Origin of the sequence: Campylobacter sp. CFSAN093224, assembly GCF_012897395.1 — a bacterium.
In the GTDB taxonomy this organism is placed as follows: Bacteria; Campylobacterota; Campylobacteria; order Campylobacterales; family Campylobacteraceae; genus Campylobacter_D; species Campylobacter_D jejuni.
This window is the reverse complement of sequence record NZ_CP040607.1, coordinates 977,734-994,472: the sequence shown is the minus strand read 5'-3', so window position 1 is coordinate 994,472 and position 16,739 is coordinate 977,734. Positions and strand designations below refer to the sequence as shown.

At 30.7% G+C, this 16,739-nt stretch carries 13 protein-coding genes and 2 pseudogenes; 13 read left to right on the top strand and 2 right to left on the bottom strand.

Features of this window, described 5'->3' with window-relative positions:
* The first annotated feature begins 7 nt into the window (after positions 1–7).
* The 12 genes and pseudogenes from FBF11_RS05140 (at position 8) to FBF11_RS05085 (ending at position 12,992) form a co-directional block, all read left to right on the top strand.
* A pseudogene (locus FBF11_RS05140) lies at positions 8–4,101 on the top strand (N-6 DNA methylase).
* A 42-nt stretch (positions 4,102–4,143) separates the two neighbouring features.
* Entirely contained in the window at positions 4,144–4,845 is a 702-nt protein-coding gene (locus FBF11_RS05135) for an NAD-dependent deacetylase (RefSeq protein ID WP_032586334.1), read from the top strand.
* Positions 4,838–5,437: a LysE family translocator gene (locus FBF11_RS05130; RefSeq protein WP_002779102.1), complete on the top strand. Its 600-nt coding sequence runs from the start codon at positions 4,838–4,840 to the stop codon at positions 5,435–5,437. Before FBF11_RS05135 ends, FBF11_RS05130 begins: the two co-directional genes overlap by 8 nt.
* 3 nt (positions 5,438–5,440) lie before the next feature.
* Positions 5,441–6,538 carry a succinyl-diaminopimelate desuccinylase gene (dapE, locus tag FBF11_RS05125; RefSeq protein WP_002868650.1) on the top strand — a complete coding sequence of 366 codons (1,098 nt, stop codon included), beginning with the start codon at positions 5,441–5,443 and terminating at the stop codon, positions 6,536–6,538.
* Between the two features lie 9 nt (positions 6,539–6,547).
* Positions 6,548–6,739 carry a sulfur carrier protein ThiS gene (thiS, locus tag FBF11_RS05120; protein WP_002853007.1) on the top strand — a complete coding sequence of 64 codons (192 nt, stop codon included), beginning with the start codon at positions 6,548–6,550 and terminating at the stop codon, positions 6,737–6,739.
* Positions 6,736–7,539 carry a thiamine biosynthesis protein ThiF gene (gene thiF, locus FBF11_RS05115; protein ID WP_002859169.1) on the top strand — a complete coding sequence of 268 codons (804 nt, stop codon included), beginning with the start codon at positions 6,736–6,738 and terminating at the stop codon, positions 7,537–7,539. The genes thiS and thiF overlap by 4 nt, the downstream gene beginning before the upstream one ends.
* Before the next feature lie 2 nt (positions 7,540–7,541).
* Complete coding sequence (locus FBF11_RS05110; protein ID WP_002868652.1) at positions 7,542–8,318, top strand: thiazole synthase; 777 nt, start codon at positions 7,542–7,544, stop codon at positions 8,316–8,318.
* 2 nt (positions 8,319–8,320) lie between these two features.
* Complete coding sequence (gene thiH / locus FBF11_RS05105) at positions 8,321–9,466, top strand: 2-iminoacetate synthase ThiH (RefSeq protein WP_002868653.1); 1,146 nt, start codon at positions 8,321–8,323, stop codon at positions 9,464–9,466.
* Positions 9,456–10,061 (top strand): thiamine phosphate synthase, encoded by a 606-nt coding sequence (locus FBF11_RS05100; protein ID WP_002868654.1) that lies wholly within the window; start codon positions 9,456–9,458, stop codon positions 10,059–10,061. The genes thiH and FBF11_RS05100 overlap by 11 nt, the downstream gene beginning before the upstream one ends.
* Complete coding sequence (locus FBF11_RS05095; RefSeq protein ID WP_002852985.1) at positions 10,058–10,948, top strand: AraC family transcriptional regulator; 891 nt, start codon at positions 10,058–10,060, stop codon at positions 10,946–10,948. Before FBF11_RS05100 ends, FBF11_RS05095 begins: the two co-directional genes overlap by 4 nt.
* Before the next feature lie 63 nt (positions 10,949–11,011).
* Positions 11,012–11,863: an ATP-binding protein gene (locus FBF11_RS05090; protein WP_002868655.1), complete on the top strand. Its 852-nt coding sequence runs from the start codon at positions 11,012–11,014 to the stop codon at positions 11,861–11,863.
* A gap of 7 nt (positions 11,864–11,870) precedes the next feature.
* A pseudogene (locus tag FBF11_RS05085) lies at positions 11,871–12,992 on the top strand (CynX/NimT family MFS transporter).
* Here the strand turns inward: FBF11_RS05085 and murG are convergent.
* Complete coding sequence (gene murG / locus FBF11_RS05080) at positions 12,963–13,991, bottom strand: undecaprenyldiphospho-muramoylpentapeptide beta-N-acetylglucosaminyltransferase (protein WP_002868657.1); 1,029 nt, start codon at positions 13,989–13,991, stop codon at positions 12,963–12,965. The pseudogene FBF11_RS05085 and the gene murG sit on opposite strands and share 30 nt — an antisense overlap.
* Positions 13,988–15,151, bottom strand: coding sequence for a putative lipid II flippase FtsW (ftsW, locus tag FBF11_RS05075; protein ID WP_002868658.1), 1,164 nt, complete (start codon positions 15,149–15,151; stop codon positions 13,988–13,990). Before ftsW ends, murG begins: the two co-directional genes overlap by 4 nt.
* Positions 15,152–15,290: 139 nt before the next feature.
* Here ftsW and FBF11_RS05070 point away from each other — a divergent pair, with 139 nt between their 5' ends.
* Positions 15,291–16,736, top strand: a complete 1,446-nt coding sequence (locus FBF11_RS05070) for an acetyl-CoA carboxylase subunit A (RefSeq protein WP_041160126.1) — start codon at positions 15,291–15,293, stop codon at positions 16,734–16,736.
* The last annotated feature ends 3 nt before the right edge of the window (positions 16,737–16,739 follow it).

Here is a 16,739-nt window from a genome sequence, read left to right as displayed (position 1 = left end):
GAAATAAATGATTACAAAAGATAATTTAAAACAAGTTCTAGAAAACTTAGGCTTTAAAAATAAAAATGAAAATTATGTAAAAACAATCAATAATTACACACTTTTAATAGATTATAAAAACCAAAGTATTAATTACCCAAAAGAAATAAAAATTCACGATAAAACTACTTCTAATTTTTCACACCCTGAAAATTTTGTAGTTTTTGAATGTGTGCATAGACTTTTAGAAAAAGGTTATAAGGCTGAACATTTAGAGTTAGAGCCAAAATGGAATCTTGGTAGGGATAAAAAAGGTGGTAAGGCTGATATTTTAGTAAAGGATAATGAAAAAAATCCTTATTTGATTATAGAATGTAAAACCACAGATTCTAAAAATAGTGAATTTATAAAAGAATGGAATAGAATGCAAGAAGATGGCGGGCAGCTTTTTTCTTATTTTCAGCAAGAAAAAGGTGTAAAATATCTTTGTCTTTATACAAGTGATTTTAGCGATAAGTTAGAATATAAAAATTACATCATACAAGCTTACGATAACGAAGAATATCTAAAAGAAAAGGAATTACAAAATTCTTATAAAAAATCTAATAACAATATAGAACTTTTTAAAACTTGGAAAGAAAGTTATGAACTGCAATATTTTAAACAAGGTATTTTTGAAGCAAATGTCAATGCTTATAAAATTTTAGAAATTACTCCAACTTTTGATAATCTTAAGGAACTTAAAGAAGAAGGTAAATATCACGAATTTGCAAAAATTTTACGCAAGCATAATATATCAGGCAAGGAAAATGCCTTTGATAAACTTGTAAATATTTTTCTTTGCAAAATTTATGATGAAACTTTTAATAAAAACAATCTCAAATTTGGATATTTTGGCGTAATGGCAGATACTTATGCAAATATGCAAGATAGATTAATGTGGCTTTATAAAGAAGCTATGAAAGAATTTTTAGGAGAAAAAATTACCTTTGTATCTAATGAAGATATAGAAAAAGACTTTAAGCAATTAAAGATAAAAACTTTAAAAGAAGTAATGCAAAATTACATCAAAGAATTAAAATTTTATTCAAATAATGATTTTGCATTTTTAGAAGTGCATAATAAAGAATTATTCTTAAAAAATGCACTTGTATTAAAAGAAATAGTAGAGCTTTTTGCAAATTACAAGCTTACTCAAAACTCTACAAATCAATTTTTAGGCAATCTTTTTGAACTTTTTTTGCAAAAAGGTATGAAGCAAGATGAAGGGCAGTTTTTTACCCCTATTCAAATTTGTGAATTTATTATGTATTCTTTACCGCTTCAAGAAATGTTAAGCAAAAACTCTAAAGCTTTAAGGGTGATTGATTATGCTTGTGGTGCTGGACATTTTTTAAACACTTATGCCAATGAGCTTAAGCGTTATCTAACAGAAGATGAGCTTAAAGAGCATTATAAAAATATTTATGGTATTGAAAAAGAGTATCGCTTAAGTAAGGTTTCTAAGGTATCAAGTGCAATGTATGGGCAAAATGAAATCAATATTTTATACGCTGATGCACTTGCTTCTTTTGAATTAGCAAATACAAATAATTTAGAAGGAGAAAAAGCAAAACCACAAATAGAATCAAATAGTTTTGATTTGCTTATAGCAAATCCGCCTTATTCTGTAAAAGGATTTTTAGAAACTTTAAGTGATAAATCTAAGAATACCTATAAACTTTTTAACGATGATATAAACATAGAAACAAATAATTCTATCGAATGCTTTTTTTGCGAGCGAGCAAATCAAATTTTAAATGATAATGCTAAAGCTGCTATTATCTTACCAAGTTCTATTTTAAATAAAGATTCTATTTATAAAAATACAAGAGAAATATTATTTCAAAATTTTGATTTTATTGCCATTGTAGAGCTAGGTAATCAAACATTTGGAGCAACAGGGACAAATACGATTATTTTATTTTTACGCAAAAAAGAAACTTTTAAACAAGAAAATCATCTTATTTCTCAAGATTATAGTTTGATTAAAGAACGCATAGAAGCTGAAAATTTAAAAGACAATGAAAGCTTTTATCAAAATTATCTAAATACGTATTGTGATTTTAGAAAATTTGATAAAGAGCTTTATAGCAATTTTTTAAATGGAAACTTAGATTCTAAACTTGCAGAGTTAGAAGCCTTTAAAGATTATCGCAATGCATTTAGGCAAACAAGTGATTATAAAAAACTTAAAGAATCTAAAATTTATAAAGAAAGTAAAGATAAGCAAGATTTAGAAGATAAAGCCTTTTTAGCTTATGCTCAGGCAATAGAAAAGGATAAATTGCTTTATTTTAGTCTAAGTCTTAATCAAGAAGTTTTAATCATAAAATCCCCAAGTGATATAAAAGAACAAAAGAAATTTTTAGGTTATGAGTGGAGTAATAGAAAAGGTGATGAAGGTTTAAAAGAATTGCACGAGCCTTATTTGAGCCCACTTTTTGAAAGAGGCAATCCACAAAATGAGACTAAGCTTAATACTTTAATTTGTAAAGCATTTTTAAAAACTCTTAGCGATATACCAAAAGATTTGCAAGGCTATGCTAGTAAAGCGAGGCTTATTGATATGATGGATTTTGAAAAAGTGGAATTTAATAAAGCTATAAGTTTAAATCCTAGCAATTCAACGCAAAGTGAGATGTCTAATCCTTTTATAAATTCTAAATTTGAGTTAGTAAGACTTAAAGATTTTGTATTAGATATTCAAACCGCAAAGCGTCCTAGTGGTGGTGTCGGCAAATATGAAAACGGTGCACTGAGTCTTGGTGGAGAACATATAGACAATAAAAGTGGGTATATCAAATTAGATAATCCTAAGTATGTACCAATAGAATTTTATGAAAGTTTTGCGTTGCAAGATAAAGGAATTGTAAAACAATTTGATATTTTAATATGTAAAGATGGTGCATTAACTGGAAAAATTGCAATGGTGCGTAATGAATTTATTAGGAAATCTGCAATGATTAATGAGCATATTTTTTTATTGCGTTGTGATAATATAGCAAAACAAAAATATTTATTTTATATATTACATTCTTATAGTGGACAACAAGCTTTAAAATCTAAAATTACAGGTTCGGCTCAAGGCGGAATCAATAAAACAAATTTAGAATCTATTTTAATACCAAATGCAGACTTTGAGATTCAAAAGCAAATCGTGGCAGAATGTGAAAAGGTAGAAGAGCAGTATAACACAATAAGAATGAGTATAGAAGAGTATCAAAATTTAATCAAGGCAATACTTCAAAAATGCGGTATTATAGATGATGGGGGGGGTATGAGCTAAATTCTATTTTAGAAAATTTGCAAAAATTAGAATTTAAGCTTGATTTTAATCTTTTGCTTTCGCTAATTGAAGAACAAATCAGTCATTCTGAAGTATTAGTTGAAGAAACTCAAAGCAAGGAAAGAAAGCAAGATTTTAATGCTTTTAAAAACTTTTCTAAAACTATACAAGAGCTTTTACAAACTCTCTCAACTCCACCAAAAGATGGCTGGAAGAGAATTTCTTTAAAGAATGAACAATATATGGAACTTAATCCTAGCAAAAAAGAAATATCAAAACTTGATGAAAATATGCTTGTCTCATTTATAGAAATGGCTAGCGTTTCAGATAAGGGTTATATTCAAAGTAAGATAGATAGGTCATTAAACGAAGTAAGAAAAGGCTACACATATTTTATAGAAAATGATATTTTGATTGCAAAAATTACTCCTTGCATGGAAAATGGTAAATGTGCTATCGCAAAAAATCTAACAAATAACATAGGTTTTGGTAGCACAGAATTTCATATTTTTAGAGCAAAAACAGGGCTTGATAGTAGTTTCTTATTCTATAATCTAAATCAACAAAATATAAGAGAAAAAGCAGCTCTTGCTATGACTGGAGCAAGTGGACACAAAAGAGTTCCTATAAGTTTTTATGAAAATCTTACAATCCCACTCCCACCGTTAGAAATTCAAGAAAAAATTGTTCAAAACATTGAATTAGTAGAACAACAAATTGATTTTCTTAATCTTAAATTAGAATTTTTAGAAAAAGAAAAAGAAAAAATCTTGCAAAAATATTTATTTTCTTAAAGCATTTTTCGCTAAACTTTGTAAATTTTATAAGGTTTAGCGATGAAAAACATTATGATATTAAGCGGAGCGGGTTTGTCTGCTCCAAGTGGGCTTAAAACTTTTAGAGATAATGATGGACTTTGGGAAGAATACGATGTGATGGAGGTTTGCTCTGCAACAGGTTTTAGAAAAAATCCTAAAAAAGTACTTGATTTTTACGATGCAAGAAGGGCACAACTTCAAAATGTAAAGCCAAATCACGCCCATGAAAAAATCGCACAGTTAAAAGAAAAATGGGGTAAAAACCTTTTTGTCATCACGCAAAATGTAGATGATTTGCTAGAGCGTGCAGGGTGTAAAGATGTAGTACATTTGCATGGCTTTTTGCCCGAACTTCGTTGCCTAAAATGTGAAGGAATTTTTAATATAGGCTATGAAAAATTCACAGATAAACAATGCCCAAAATGCAAAAGTAAGGATTTAAGACACAATATAGTCATGTTTGAAGAGCAAGCCCCTGCTTATGCTACGCTTTATTCTTTGCTAAATCAAACTTCGCTTTTTATCAGCATAGGCACAAGTGGGGCGGTTTTGCCTGTAGGGCGTTATGCTTCAATGTGCGAAAAAAGTATTTTAAATATCTACGAAAAAGATGCGAATTTAGAGCGGTATTTTGATAAAATCTATATAGAAGATATTATAAACGCTATTGATAAAATCGCACTTGATATAGAAAATTTTATGAAAGATGGTAATGTTTGATTCTTTTTTAAGTGGAGTTTTTTTGGGCTTTGGAGTGAGTGTTCCTTTTGGACCTGTAAATATTTTGATTTTAACTTATGCACTAAAAGCTTTTAAAAATTCCATAGCTGTAGGACTTGGAGCATTTAGTATAGATATGCTTTATCTTTTTTTGCTTCAATTTGGGCTTTTAAATTTCTTAGACAATGTCATTTTTATGCGTTTTTTGGCGATTTTTGGTTTTTGTTTTTTAACTTATATGGCGTATTTGATGCTAAGAAAAAAGAAAGAAAGCTTAAATTTAGAGCATAAAGAATTTAAAGAAAGTCTTTTGAAAAGTTATATTAAAGGAGCTTTTTTAAATGGTTCAAATCCTTTTGTGATAGGATTTTGGCTTAGTGCTGCAAGTGTGGTTTTAAGCAGCGATCATGCTTATTTGATGACTTTAGGGCTTGTTGTGGCTATACTTTTTTGGGTAAGTGCTTTAGCCTTTGTGGTGGCAAGATATAGTCATGTTTTTAGTGCAAAAGTTGTTTTTATAATCAATATAATTTCAGCTATAATTATAGAGTATTTTGCTCTTAATTTATTATATAAAACTTTTTTAGGATGAAAAATGAATGCAAAAGAATTTTTAATCGAACTTTTAAAATTTAAATCTGTTACACCAAATGATGATGGAGCTTTAAATTTCATCGCTATGGAACTGAGTGATTTTGAAACTTTTTTTATAGAAAAAGAAGGCATTAAAAACCTTTTACTCACTAAAAAATTTAAAGATGAAGGCGAGCATTTAGCTTTTGGTGGGCATGTAGATGTGGTGCCTGCAGGCGAGGGTTGGAGTAATAATGCTTTTGCGCCTGTGGAAAAAGAAGGCTTTATCTATGCAAGGGGTGCTCAAGATATGAAAAGCGGAGTAGCAGCCTTTGTGGATGCGGCAAAGAATACGAATTTTAAAGGAGCAAGACTGAGTCTTATTTTAACAAGTGATGAAGAAGGCGAAGCTATATATGGAACTAAGGCTGTTTTAGAATGGATGCAAGAAAGAGATATGCTACCTGATTATGCTGTGGTTGCAGAGCCAACCTGTGTTAAAAAAATCGGCGATAGTATTAAAATAGGGCGTCGTGGTTCTATCAATGGAAAACTTTTAATCCGTGGAAAACAAGGGCATGTTGCTTATCCTGAAAAATGTATCAATCCTGTGCATGATTTTGCACCGGTTTTAAAGCTTTTAGCGGGTTTTGATCTTGATCCTGGAAGTGCTGAATTTAGTCCTTCAAAAATCGTTATAACTGATATTCGTGGAGGTATGGGGGTATGTAATGTAACGCCAAATGATTTAAAACTTATGTTTAATGTACGCAATTCCCCTGATACAAGCTTAGAAGATGTAAAAAGTTATGTAGAAAAAATTTGTCATGGTCTAAACTATGAGTTAGAGTTAAAACAATCAAGCGAAGCTTTTTTGACAAATATCGACAATAAAATCGTTCAAAAAATGAATGAAAGCGTTCAAAAAATCACTCATGAAGTGCCAGAGCTTAATACCAAAGGCGGTACAAGTGATGCAAGGTATTTTGCAAAATACGGTGTAAAGGTAGTAGAATTTGGGGTTTGTAATGATAGAATTCACGCTATTGATGAAAGGGTAAGTATAGAAGAATTTGAAAAACTTTGTCTTGTTTTTAAAGACTTGATAGAAAATTTTTAAAGGTTTAGAATGATTATCAATGGACAAAAGCTTGAGTTAAAAGAGCTTAAATTTATGGATTTTATCAAAGAAAAAGGCTTGAAAATAGAACTTATCGCCTTGGAATTAAATGGAGAGATTATACCTAAGAGTGAATTTGAAAATTTGATTTTAAAAGAAAACGATAAAGCTGAAATTGTAAGTTTTGTAGGAGGTGGATGATGAGAGTAAAATTTAATGGCAAAGAACTTGATACAGACTTTAAAACAAGTTTGGAATTTTTTGAAAATATCAGCAAAAATGAAAATGATGTATGGATTATCAATGGTTTTGCAACAAAAGAGAATATCGCTTTAAACGAAGATGATGAGCTTTTTTGTATAGAAAGAAATACTTTACCTCCAAAAGATGCGCTAGACGCTATGATGAGAGCAAGACACACTCCAAAACTTCATGATAAACTTAAAAATGGGCGCGTGGCAGTTTGTGGTTTAGGTGGGCTTGGATCGCACATTGCGATAAATTTAGCAAGAAGTGGAGTGGGGTATTTAAAGTTGATTGATTTTGATGTGATTGAGCCTAGCAATTTGAATCGTCAAGCTTACCGTGTAAGTGATTTGGGTAAATTTAAAACCGAAGCTTTAAAAGAGCAAATTAGCGAAATTAATCCTTATATCAGCATTGAAATTTGCACTTTGAAAATCAATGAGGATAATTTAAAATCTTTGTTTAAAGATATAGATATAGTTTGTGAAGCCTTTGATAGTGCTATCGCAAAAGCAATGATGGCACAAAATTTTCATAGATTTTACAAAGATAGTATTTTAATCTGCGCTTCAGGGCTTGCGGGTTATGGTGATAGCAACAGCATACAAACAAGAAAAATTGCTAAAAATTTCTATGTGTGTGGGGATTTGGTAAATGGTGCTAAGCTAGGAAATGGACTTATGGCGCCAAGGGTAAATATTTGCGCAGGACATCAAAGTAACCTTGTTTTAGAGCTTTTAGCAAATAAGGAGTAAAAATGCAAGAAAATTTAAAAAACGATAAATTAAAAATAGGCAAATACGAGTTTGATTCAAGATTTATTTTAGGTTCTGGAAAATATTCGCTAGAGCTTATAAAATCAGCTATAGAAGAAGCTAAAGCACAGATTATCACTCTAGCCTTACGCCGTGCAAATACAGGGGAAATTGCTAATATACTTGATTATATCCCTAAAAATATCACACTTTTACCCAACACTTCAGGCGCAAGAAACGCCGATGAAGCCTTACGCATTGCAAGGCTTTCAAGAGAGCTTGGTTGTGGAGAACTTATCAAAATAGAAGTGATAAGCGATAGTAGGTATTTGCTGCCTGATAATTATGAAACGATTAAAGCTTGTGAGCTTTTAGCTAAAGAGGGTTTTACGCCCCTACCTTACATGCATGCTGATCTTTACGCAGCTAGAGCTATGCGTGATGCTGGAGCTGCGGCTATCATGCCTTTAGCAGCGCCTATTGGGAGTAATAAAGGCTTATGTGCTAAGGAATTTATACAAATTTTGCTTAATGAAATTGATTTGCCTATTATTGTAGATGCGGGTATTGGAAGTCCTTCACAGGCTTGTGAAGCTATGCAAATGGGAGTAAGTGCGGTGATGGTAAATACAGCCATAGCTGAAGCAAAAGATGTTGCTTTAATGGCTAAAGCGTTTTCTTTGGCAGTAAATGCGGGAAGAGCGGCTTTTTTAGCAGGTTTGGCAAGTGTGAGTAAAGCTAAAGCAAGTTCTCCATTAACAGGCTTTTTAAGGGATTGATTATGCAAGATTATATGCAGTATTTACCTCATATGCAGGAAATAAAAAGCGAAATTTTAAACAAGGTTTTAACTCAAGTTCAAAGTTATGATGAGAGTCAATTTAGCGCTAAAGATGTTAAAAATGCTTTAAATCAAACACATTTAAGCATAGAGCATTTAAAAGCTTTGCTTTCAAGTGCAGCAGAAGATTTCATAGAAGAATTAGCCTTTAAATCCGCTAAAGTCAAGCAAAAATATTTTGGAAATTCTATCTCTCTTTTTACCCCACTTTATTTGTCAAATTATTGTAATTCTAAATGTGTTTATTGTGGTTTTCAAAAAGGTAATAAAATCGCAAGAGCCAAGCTAAGTGAAGCTGAAATTCACGAAGAAATGCAAGCCATTGCTAAAAGTGGTTTAGAAGAAATTTTAATGCTAACAGGCGAGGGTAGGGAGTTTGCAAGTGTAGAATATATAGCAAATGCTTGTAAAATAGCTAGAGAGTATTTTAAGGTTGTAGGCGTTGAAATTTATCCTATGAATGAAGATGAATATAAAATTTTGCATGAAAAGGGTTGTGATTATGTGACTGTTTTTCAAGAAACTTACAATGCTTTAAAATATTCTAAAATTCATTTAGCTGGTGAAAAACGCATTTTCCCTTATCGCTTTAATGCTCAAGAAAGAGCTTTAAAAGCGGGTATGCGTGGAGTGGCTTTTGGCGCACTTTTGGGTATAGATGATTTTAGAAAAGACGCCCTTGCTACGGCACTTCATGCGCATTTTTTACAACAAGCTTATCCTCATGCTGAAATTTCTATTTCGGTGCCTCGTTTAAGACCTATTATCAATAATGCTAAAATTCATCCTAAAGATGTGAGTGAAAAACGCCTTTTGCAAGTACTTTGTGCTTATAGACTTTTTTTACCTTTTGCAGGCATTATCATTTCAAGTCGTGAAAGAATAGGCTTTAGAGATGAGGTTATCAAGCTTGGTGCTACTAAAATGAGTGCAGGAGTGAGTGTGGGTATAGGTGAGCATAAGGGTGAGAAAAAGGGTGATGAGCAGTTTGAAATTTCAGATGATAGGAGCGTGGATGAAATTTTAGCTATGCTTAAAAGATCCAATTTACAAGCTGTGATGAGCGATAGTATCTATGTGGGATAAAAAAATCATCGCCATAAGCGATAGAAAATGTGTAGAGATAGACTTTTTAAAGCAGATTGAAAAACTTGCTAAGGCTAAGGTAGATGCTATAGTTTTAAGAGAAAAAGATTTAAGCGAATTTGAGTATTATGATTTAGCAAAAGAAGTTTTAAGCATTTGCGCAAAGCAAAAAGTGACTTGTTTTTTGCATTTTTTTGATAGGGAGTGTTTAAAATTGGGGCATCGTTATTTTCACGCACCGCTTTCTTTGCTAAGAAAAGAGCCTAAATTAATAAAATATTTTCATATACTTGGCACTTCAGTCCATAGTAAAGAAGAGCTTTTAGAGGCGATGAGTTATAAGGTAAATTATGCTTTTGTAGGGCATATTTTTGAAAGTTCTTGCAAGGTGGGTTTAGAGCCTAAAGGGATTGATTTTTTAAAATCCTTGCTTGAATTTAGTCAAATTCCACTTTATGCTATAGGCGGTATCAATGCTCAAAATATAGAAAATTTTAAAGATATAAATATAGCAGGCGTTTGTATGCGTGAAATTTTAATGAAAGAAAAAGATCTTAAAAAGTATCTTTTAGAATGTAGGCAAAATTTACGATGAATAAAATTCTTTCTTTGCCAGAAGATTTAAAGCAATTAAAAGGTGTCAATTATAAAAAAATTAAATCTTGCACTTTTGCTAAATATACACAAACGGATACTTCACATTCTACTTTTGTTAATGTAGGAAGTCATCTTTTAACTTTTGTTCGCAAAGGATATAAAATTTTACACACTGCATCAAAAGATTATAAGATTAACTCTTATGAAACTTTGTTTTTAAAAGCTGGGAGCTATACTTTAAGCAATGTAGGACTTAGTAAAGGAGTTTATGAAGCTTATTTATTTTTTTTTGACAATGCATTTTTAATTGAGCTTATTTATAAGTATAAAGATTTTTTTAAACTAGATCAAAAGTTTCAAAACTATGAAATTTTTTGGGTAAAAAATGATAAGATTTTGCAAGGAATTTTGGAAAGTTTTTCACCGCATTTTGAAGAAAATACGCAAATTTTAGATCCTATAGTGAGTTTGAAATTTGAAGAGATTTTTTTACATTTGCTTTTAAATAAGAATATTTATTTTATTAGTTTTTTATCAGGAATTTTAAAAGAATTTCGCCTTGATCTTTCCCAGCTTTTTGAGTATTGTGGTAGAGAATTTTTAAGCGTAAATGAAATGTCTAATTTTGCGAAATTAGATTTAGCAACTTTTTCTAAAGAATTTAAGAAATGTTTTGGACAAAGTCCTAAAAAATGGTTAGATGAAAAAAGGTTGCAAAAAGCAAAGATTTTACTTAAATTTTCTAAAAAAAATATCAATGAAATAGCTAATGAGTGCGCTTTTTCTTCGGTAGCTTGGTTTATTGAAAGATTTAAAGAGAAATATGAGCAAACTCCTAAGCAATATCAAAAAACAAAAAACTTGTATTTTTTATCAAAAAACTAGCACATTTTTTTTATCTAAATAAATATAATTCTAACGAAAATATTTTTAAATAAAGGAGAAAATATGAAAAAATATGTTTTAAGTTTAGCGCTTCTTGGAAGTTTGCTTGGTGCAAGTGAATTAAAATATCAAGAATTTGATGGTTTTAAAAGCCCTGAAAGTATTTTTGTAAATAAAAACTATGTTTATGTATCTAATGTGGGAGAAAAACTTGAACCTTTGGCGAAAGATAATGATGGATTTATTTCTAAGCTTGATAAAAATGGCAAAGTGCTAGAATATAAATTTTTAACCCATCTTAATGCACCAAAAGGCATGATGGAGATTGGAAAAACTCTTTATGTGGTAGATATCGATGTTTTACGCGGTTTTGATCTTAAAACTAAAAAAGAAATTTTTAATTTACCTGTTAAAGGTGCAATCTTTTTAAATGACATAGAAAAATTAGACGACAATACGCTTTTGGTTAGCGATACTGGCACAGGGCTTATTTTAAAGGTTGATTTAAAAACTAAGCAATATGATGAATTATTAAAACTTGATTTAGCAAAATTTGGCGGTCCAAATGGGTTATATCTAGATAGAAAAAAACATAAGCTTTTTATAGCTGGTTATCATCCTGATGGTGTAAGTGGCGGTGTTGTAATGGCTTATGATTTAAATACAAAAGAACTCAGTATAATTAAAAATGAAAAAGAATCTTATGATGGAATAGTTCCTTATAAAGATGGTTTATTGGTAAGTTCTTGGGGAAATAATCTAAATGGATATATTTATAATTTAGATAATGTTAAATCTGTAAAACTTGAACTTCCTTTGATGAAAGGTCCTGCAGATATATTTATTGAAGGTAATATTTTATGGATTCCTAAGATGGTAGAAGGTAAAATATTCAAAGTAGAACTTAACAAATAAGGCTTTTATGGCTTCTTTTAAAAAGATATTTTGGATTAATGTTATTATTGTAGCTTTTAATCTTAGAGCCCCAATTACTGCAGTGGGGCCTATTATTGATATTATTAAAGATAAGTATTATTTAAACTCAACCGTAGCGGGCATACTTACAAGTCTTCCTTTGATAGCTTTTGGAAGTATTTCTTTTATTGTGGGATATTTTTCTCCTATTCGTGCTATTGTTTTTGGAATTTTTTAATTTTTTTTAGGCGAAATTATTCGTTCTTATTTTGGTGTATATGGCTTATTTTTAGGAATGTTAGCAATGGGCTGTGGTATAGCAATTGCAAATGTTTTACTTCCTAGTTTTATTAAAGAAAAATTTCCAAAAAAATGGCAAGTATAATGGGAATTTATAGTCTTGTTTTGAGTATTTCTTCGATTATGGGTATTGCTTTAGCTATACCTTTGCTTAGTGTATTTGATTTAGCTGGAGCTATGTTTTTCTGGGCTATTTTTTCTTTTGTAGCTTTAGTAGTTTACTATCCTCAAGCTAAAAATGGTAGATTTTTTCGTATTAAGAAAAAAGCTCATAAAAAAATCAATCTTTTTATAAATTTAACAACTTGGAAAATTACTCTTTTTATGGGATTTCAAAGTTTTTAGCTTATTCTTTGTTTTTTTGGTATGTTCAAATTGTTGTAGAAAAAGGATTTGATAAAGAATTTTCTACAAGTATGGTTTTATTTGCTCAACTTGTTGCAGCTCCAGTGTCTCTTTTTGGCCCTTTACTTTTAGGAAAATTAAGACAAAATTTACATACTTTTTACATAGCAGGTTTGTGCAGTATGTATGTGATCGCTTTTGGTATGCTCTTTATTTTTGATAGTAAAATTTCTATTATTATCAGTGCTTTGATCATGGGTTTTCTTTTATTGCACAAAAAAGCTCTAATGCTCAAATAGCAGCGAGACTTTCTGCTTTAGCTCAGGGTTTTGGATATTTAATTGTAGCACAAGGACAATGGATTATAGGTTGTTTGCATGACAAATTTGAAAATTTTTCATTTGCTATTTTGATGTTAGTTTTTGTTGGAATTTTAGTAAATATCTTTGGATATTTATCTTATAAAAGTCAAATTATCAAATAAAGCTTTTTGGATTAGCATATCTGCGCCATTTTTTTGGGTTATATTTTGCAATCTTGTAGAAATATTTTCTAGATTTAGTTTTAATATTGACTTAAAAAATTCATCAAGATTAATAGAGTTTTGCATAAAAATTTGACATAAAGCTTGATCTTGTAAAAATTTAGCATTAAAGTATTGATGATTTTTAGCTGCATAAGGATAAGGTATAAAAATAGTGGGCAAAGTATTAGCACAAAGTTCAAAAAGAGTACTTGCACCTGCTCTTGATATAGCTAGATCTGCATTTTTCATTTTTTCTTCCAAATTTAAACTAAAATCAAAAATATCAGCTTGGATATTTAAGCTTTGATAATGTTTTTTGCACTTTTCAAAATCATTTTTTCCACATTGATGGATGATTTTGATATTTTGTTCTTGAAGTTTTGGTGCTAAATTTAAAGCTAGTTCGTTGATAAATTGAGCTCCTTGTGATCCTCCTAAGAAAATAATATTTTTTAATTCTTTGCGAATCCTAGCATTATCAAAAAATTTATCTGCTACAGGATAAGGGCTAATTTCTTTTTCAAAGGCGCTAAAAAATTTTGTAGCGAAAGGTTTTAAAAGCATATTTAAAGAGCCGCTTTTTGAATTTTGTTCATGTATAAAAAGAGGCAAATGTGAGAATAAAGCCGCAAAAGATGCAGGAGCTGCACTGTATCCACCTACACTAAAAACGGCTTGGATGTGGTATTTTTTAAAAATTTCTCTACAATCTTTGGAGAGTTTTAAGGTGTGGAGTAAAGAACTGATTTTGTCAAATTTGCTTTGATTAACCACTCCTTTAGAGCTTAAAAAAAATTTTTCCTTAAAGCGTACTTCATTTTCAAACCAAGCTTTATCTTGACCATTTTGACTGCCTATGTATACACATTCTATATTTTTTTTAATCGCACTTTCTAATAAGCAACGCACTATGGTCAAATGTCCTCCAGTTCCACCACCTGTTAAAGCTATTGTCATAATTTAACCTTTTTTGAAATCATTAATACATATCCTATGCCTATGCAAATTGCCCACATTGAACTTCCTCCATAGCTTAAAAGTGGAACCGCTACACCTTTTAGTGGAGTAAGAGAAATAATACCAAAAGCATTCATAAAGAAAGAAAAAAGTAAAAGTAAGGCTATGCCTGAACAAAAAATAAAATCTTGTTTAGCTTCACATCTTCCTGCAATTCTAAAAATTCTTAAAATCATCCAAAGATAAATATAGCAAATAACCCCAAGACCTAAAAGTCCTATTTCTTCAGTAATTCCTGAAAGAACAAAGTCAGTATGCACTTCACTTAAAAAGCCTAATTTAAAAGTTCCAAGTCCTAGGCCTTCGCCAAACATTCCTCCATGGGCTATAGCATTTAAAGAGTGTGAAATTTGATAAGGCTCGCTGTTGTTACTTACTCTTAAAGCATTTGCCAGCCAATCAGGAAGCATAGGTAAAAAAGCATCTTGTATATTCCCCCACCAAGAAGCGATTCTTTGAATTCTTCTTTGGTTACTAAAAATTACCATTATACCTATCATCATAATGATTAAAGTTCCAAAAGCAAAAAGTCTTTTACTAGCTCCTGCAAAAAAAGCTAAAGCTAGAATCAAAAAGAAAGAAATTACACTTTGTCCTAAATCGTTTTGAGTGATATAAATATATCCTATAACTATAGAAGCTAAGATACAATAAGGCAGAAGAATTAAAGCCTCGTGTCTGATAGCTTTTTTACTATCATCAATACGCCTTGTATAGCTCCATGCTAAAAAATAAATCAATCCTATTTTAAAAAATTCCACAGGAGAGATAGAGAGTGGGCCTAAGCGTATCCAGCGTTTAGCTCCTCCGCTAGCTGTTGCTAATGCAGAAGGTAAAAATGGCAAAATGATGATAAAGATAAAAGAAATAATCAAAATAGCTAAAATAATTTTTTTAGAAAGTGCTTTATCAGGATCCAATCGAGAAATAAAAAACATTATAAGTATGCCACTAATTCCAAAAAAAAGCTGACGAATAAAAAAATGAAACTCGCTATAGTCAAGAAAAAGAACAGTAAAAGCTGTAAGAGAGTATGAAAATACTATTCCTATGGTGATTAAAATACAACTTAAATAAAATAATCTTTTATCAGCAACCATTATAATTATAACTTTTCTTTATTGGAATTAAAATTTTAAAAAGTTTTATTATAACTAAAATAAATTAAATTTTTTGCTAAGTTTTTGTAAGGAAAATTTGCTAAAATTAACAATAAAAATATAACAAAAAAGGCAAATTATGAATCAAATCCATAAAATTCTCATAGCAAATAGAGCTGAAATAGCTGTTAGAGTAATCCGTGCTTGTAGAGATTTACATATTAAAAGTGTTGCAGTTTTTACAGAGCCTGATTGTGAATGTTTGCATGTAAAAATCGCAGATGAGGCTTATCGCATAGGAACGGATGCTATAAGAGGATATTTAGATGTTGCTCGTATTGTCGAGATTGCTAAGGCTTGTGGTGCTGATGCGATCCATCCTGGTTATGGATTTTTAAGTGAGAATTACGAATTTGCTAAGGCTTGTGAAGATGCTGGAATTATTTTTATAGGTCCAAAATCTGAAGTAATCCATAAGATGGGAAATAAAAATATCGCTCGTAAGTTAATGGCTAAAAATGGCATACCTATTGTTCCAGGGACTGAAAAATTAAATTCCTATAGCATGGAAGAAATTAAAATTTTTGCTGAGAAGATTGGTTATCCTGTTATTTTAAAAGCTTCAGGTGGTGGAGGTGGACGCGGAATTCGCGTTGTTCATAAAGAACAAGATCTTGAAAATGCCTTTGAATCTTGCAAAAGAGAAGCTTTAACATACTTTAATAATGATGAAGTATTTATGGAAAAATATGTAGTTAATCCCAGACATATAGAATTTCAAATTTTAGGAGATAACTACGGAAATATTATCCATCTTTGTGAAAGGGATTGTTCTATTCAAAGAAGACATCAAAAGGTAATTGAGATAGCACCTTGCCCTGGAATTTCAGATAATCTTAGAAAAACCATGGGTGTTACAGCTGTGGCAGCTGCTAAGGCTGTAGGTTATACAAATGCTGGAACTATAGAGTTTTTGCTTGATGATTATAATCGCTTTTATTTTATGGAAATGAATACAAGAATTCAAGTTGAGCATCCAATTACTGAAGAAATTACAGGTATTGATCTTATTGTAAGACAAATTCGTATTGCGGCAGGAGAAATTTTGGACTTAGAACAAAGCGATATTAAACCTAGGGGTTTTGCTATTGAAGCTAGAATTACTGCTGAAAATGTATGGAAAAATTTTATTCCAAGTCCTGGAAAAATAGGAGAATACTACCCAGCTCTTGGACCATCTGTTAGGGTTGATAGTCATATTTATAAAGACTATACTGTGCCGCCTTATTATGATTCCATGCTTGCAAAGCTTATTATTAAAGCAACAAGTTATGATTTAGCGGTTAATAAACTTGAGCGTGCTTTGAAGGAATTTGTGATTGATGATATTAGAACAACAATACCATTTTTAATTGCCATTACAAAAACAAGAGAATTTAGAAGGGGGTATTTAGACACCTCTTTCATAGAAACACATATGCAAGAATTATTAGAAAAAACAGAAGATCGTCATCAAGAAAATAAAGAAGAAGTTATAGCTGCAATAGCTGCTACGCTTAAAAAAATACGAGAAAGTAGGGAATAATAG

Excerpts from the sequence above, each read along its gene's own strand:
- FBF11_RS05095 (WP_002852985.1), top strand. The coding sequence starts at position 10,058 with ATGAATAAAATTCTTTCTTTGCCAGAAGATTTAAAGCAATTAAAAGGT.
- thiH (WP_002868653.1), top strand. The coding sequence starts at position 8,321 with ATGCAAGATTATATGCAGTATTTACCTCATATGCAGGAAATAAAAAGC.
- dapE (WP_002868650.1), top strand. The coding sequence starts at position 5,441 with ATGAATGCAAAAGAATTTTTAATCGAACTTTTAAAATTTAAATCTGTT.
- murG (WP_002868657.1), bottom strand. The coding sequence starts at position 13,991 with ATGACAATAGCTTTAACAGGTGGTGGAACTGGAGGACATTTGACCATA.
- FBF11_RS05130 (WP_002779102.1), top strand. The coding sequence starts at position 4,838 with ATGTTTGATTCTTTTTTAAGTGGAGTTTTTTTGGGCTTTGGAGTGAGT.
- ftsW (WP_002868658.1), bottom strand. The coding sequence starts at position 15,151 with ATGGTTGCTGATAAAAGATTATTTTATTTAAGTTGTATTTTAATCACC.
- thiF (WP_002859169.1), top strand. The coding sequence starts at position 6,736 with ATGATGAGAGTAAAATTTAATGGCAAAGAACTTGATACAGACTTTAAA.
- FBF11_RS05090 (WP_002868655.1), top strand. The coding sequence starts at position 11,012 with ATGAAAAAATATGTTTTAAGTTTAGCGCTTCTTGGAAGTTTGCTTGGT.
- FBF11_RS05110 (WP_002868652.1), top strand. The coding sequence starts at position 7,542 with ATGCAAGAAAATTTAAAAAACGATAAATTAAAAATAGGCAAATACGAG.
- FBF11_RS05070 (WP_041160126.1), top strand. The coding sequence starts at position 15,291 with ATGAATCAAATCCATAAAATTCTCATAGCAAATAGAGCTGAAATAGCT.
- FBF11_RS05135 (WP_032586334.1), top strand. The coding sequence starts at position 4,144 with ATGAAAAACATTATGATATTAAGCGGAGCGGGTTTGTCTGCTCCAAGT.
- thiS (WP_002853007.1), top strand. The coding sequence starts at position 6,548 with ATGATTATCAATGGACAAAAGCTTGAGTTAAAAGAGCTTAAATTTATG.
- FBF11_RS05100 (WP_002868654.1), top strand. The coding sequence starts at position 9,456 with ATGTGGGATAAAAAAATCATCGCCATAAGCGATAGAAAATGTGTAGAG.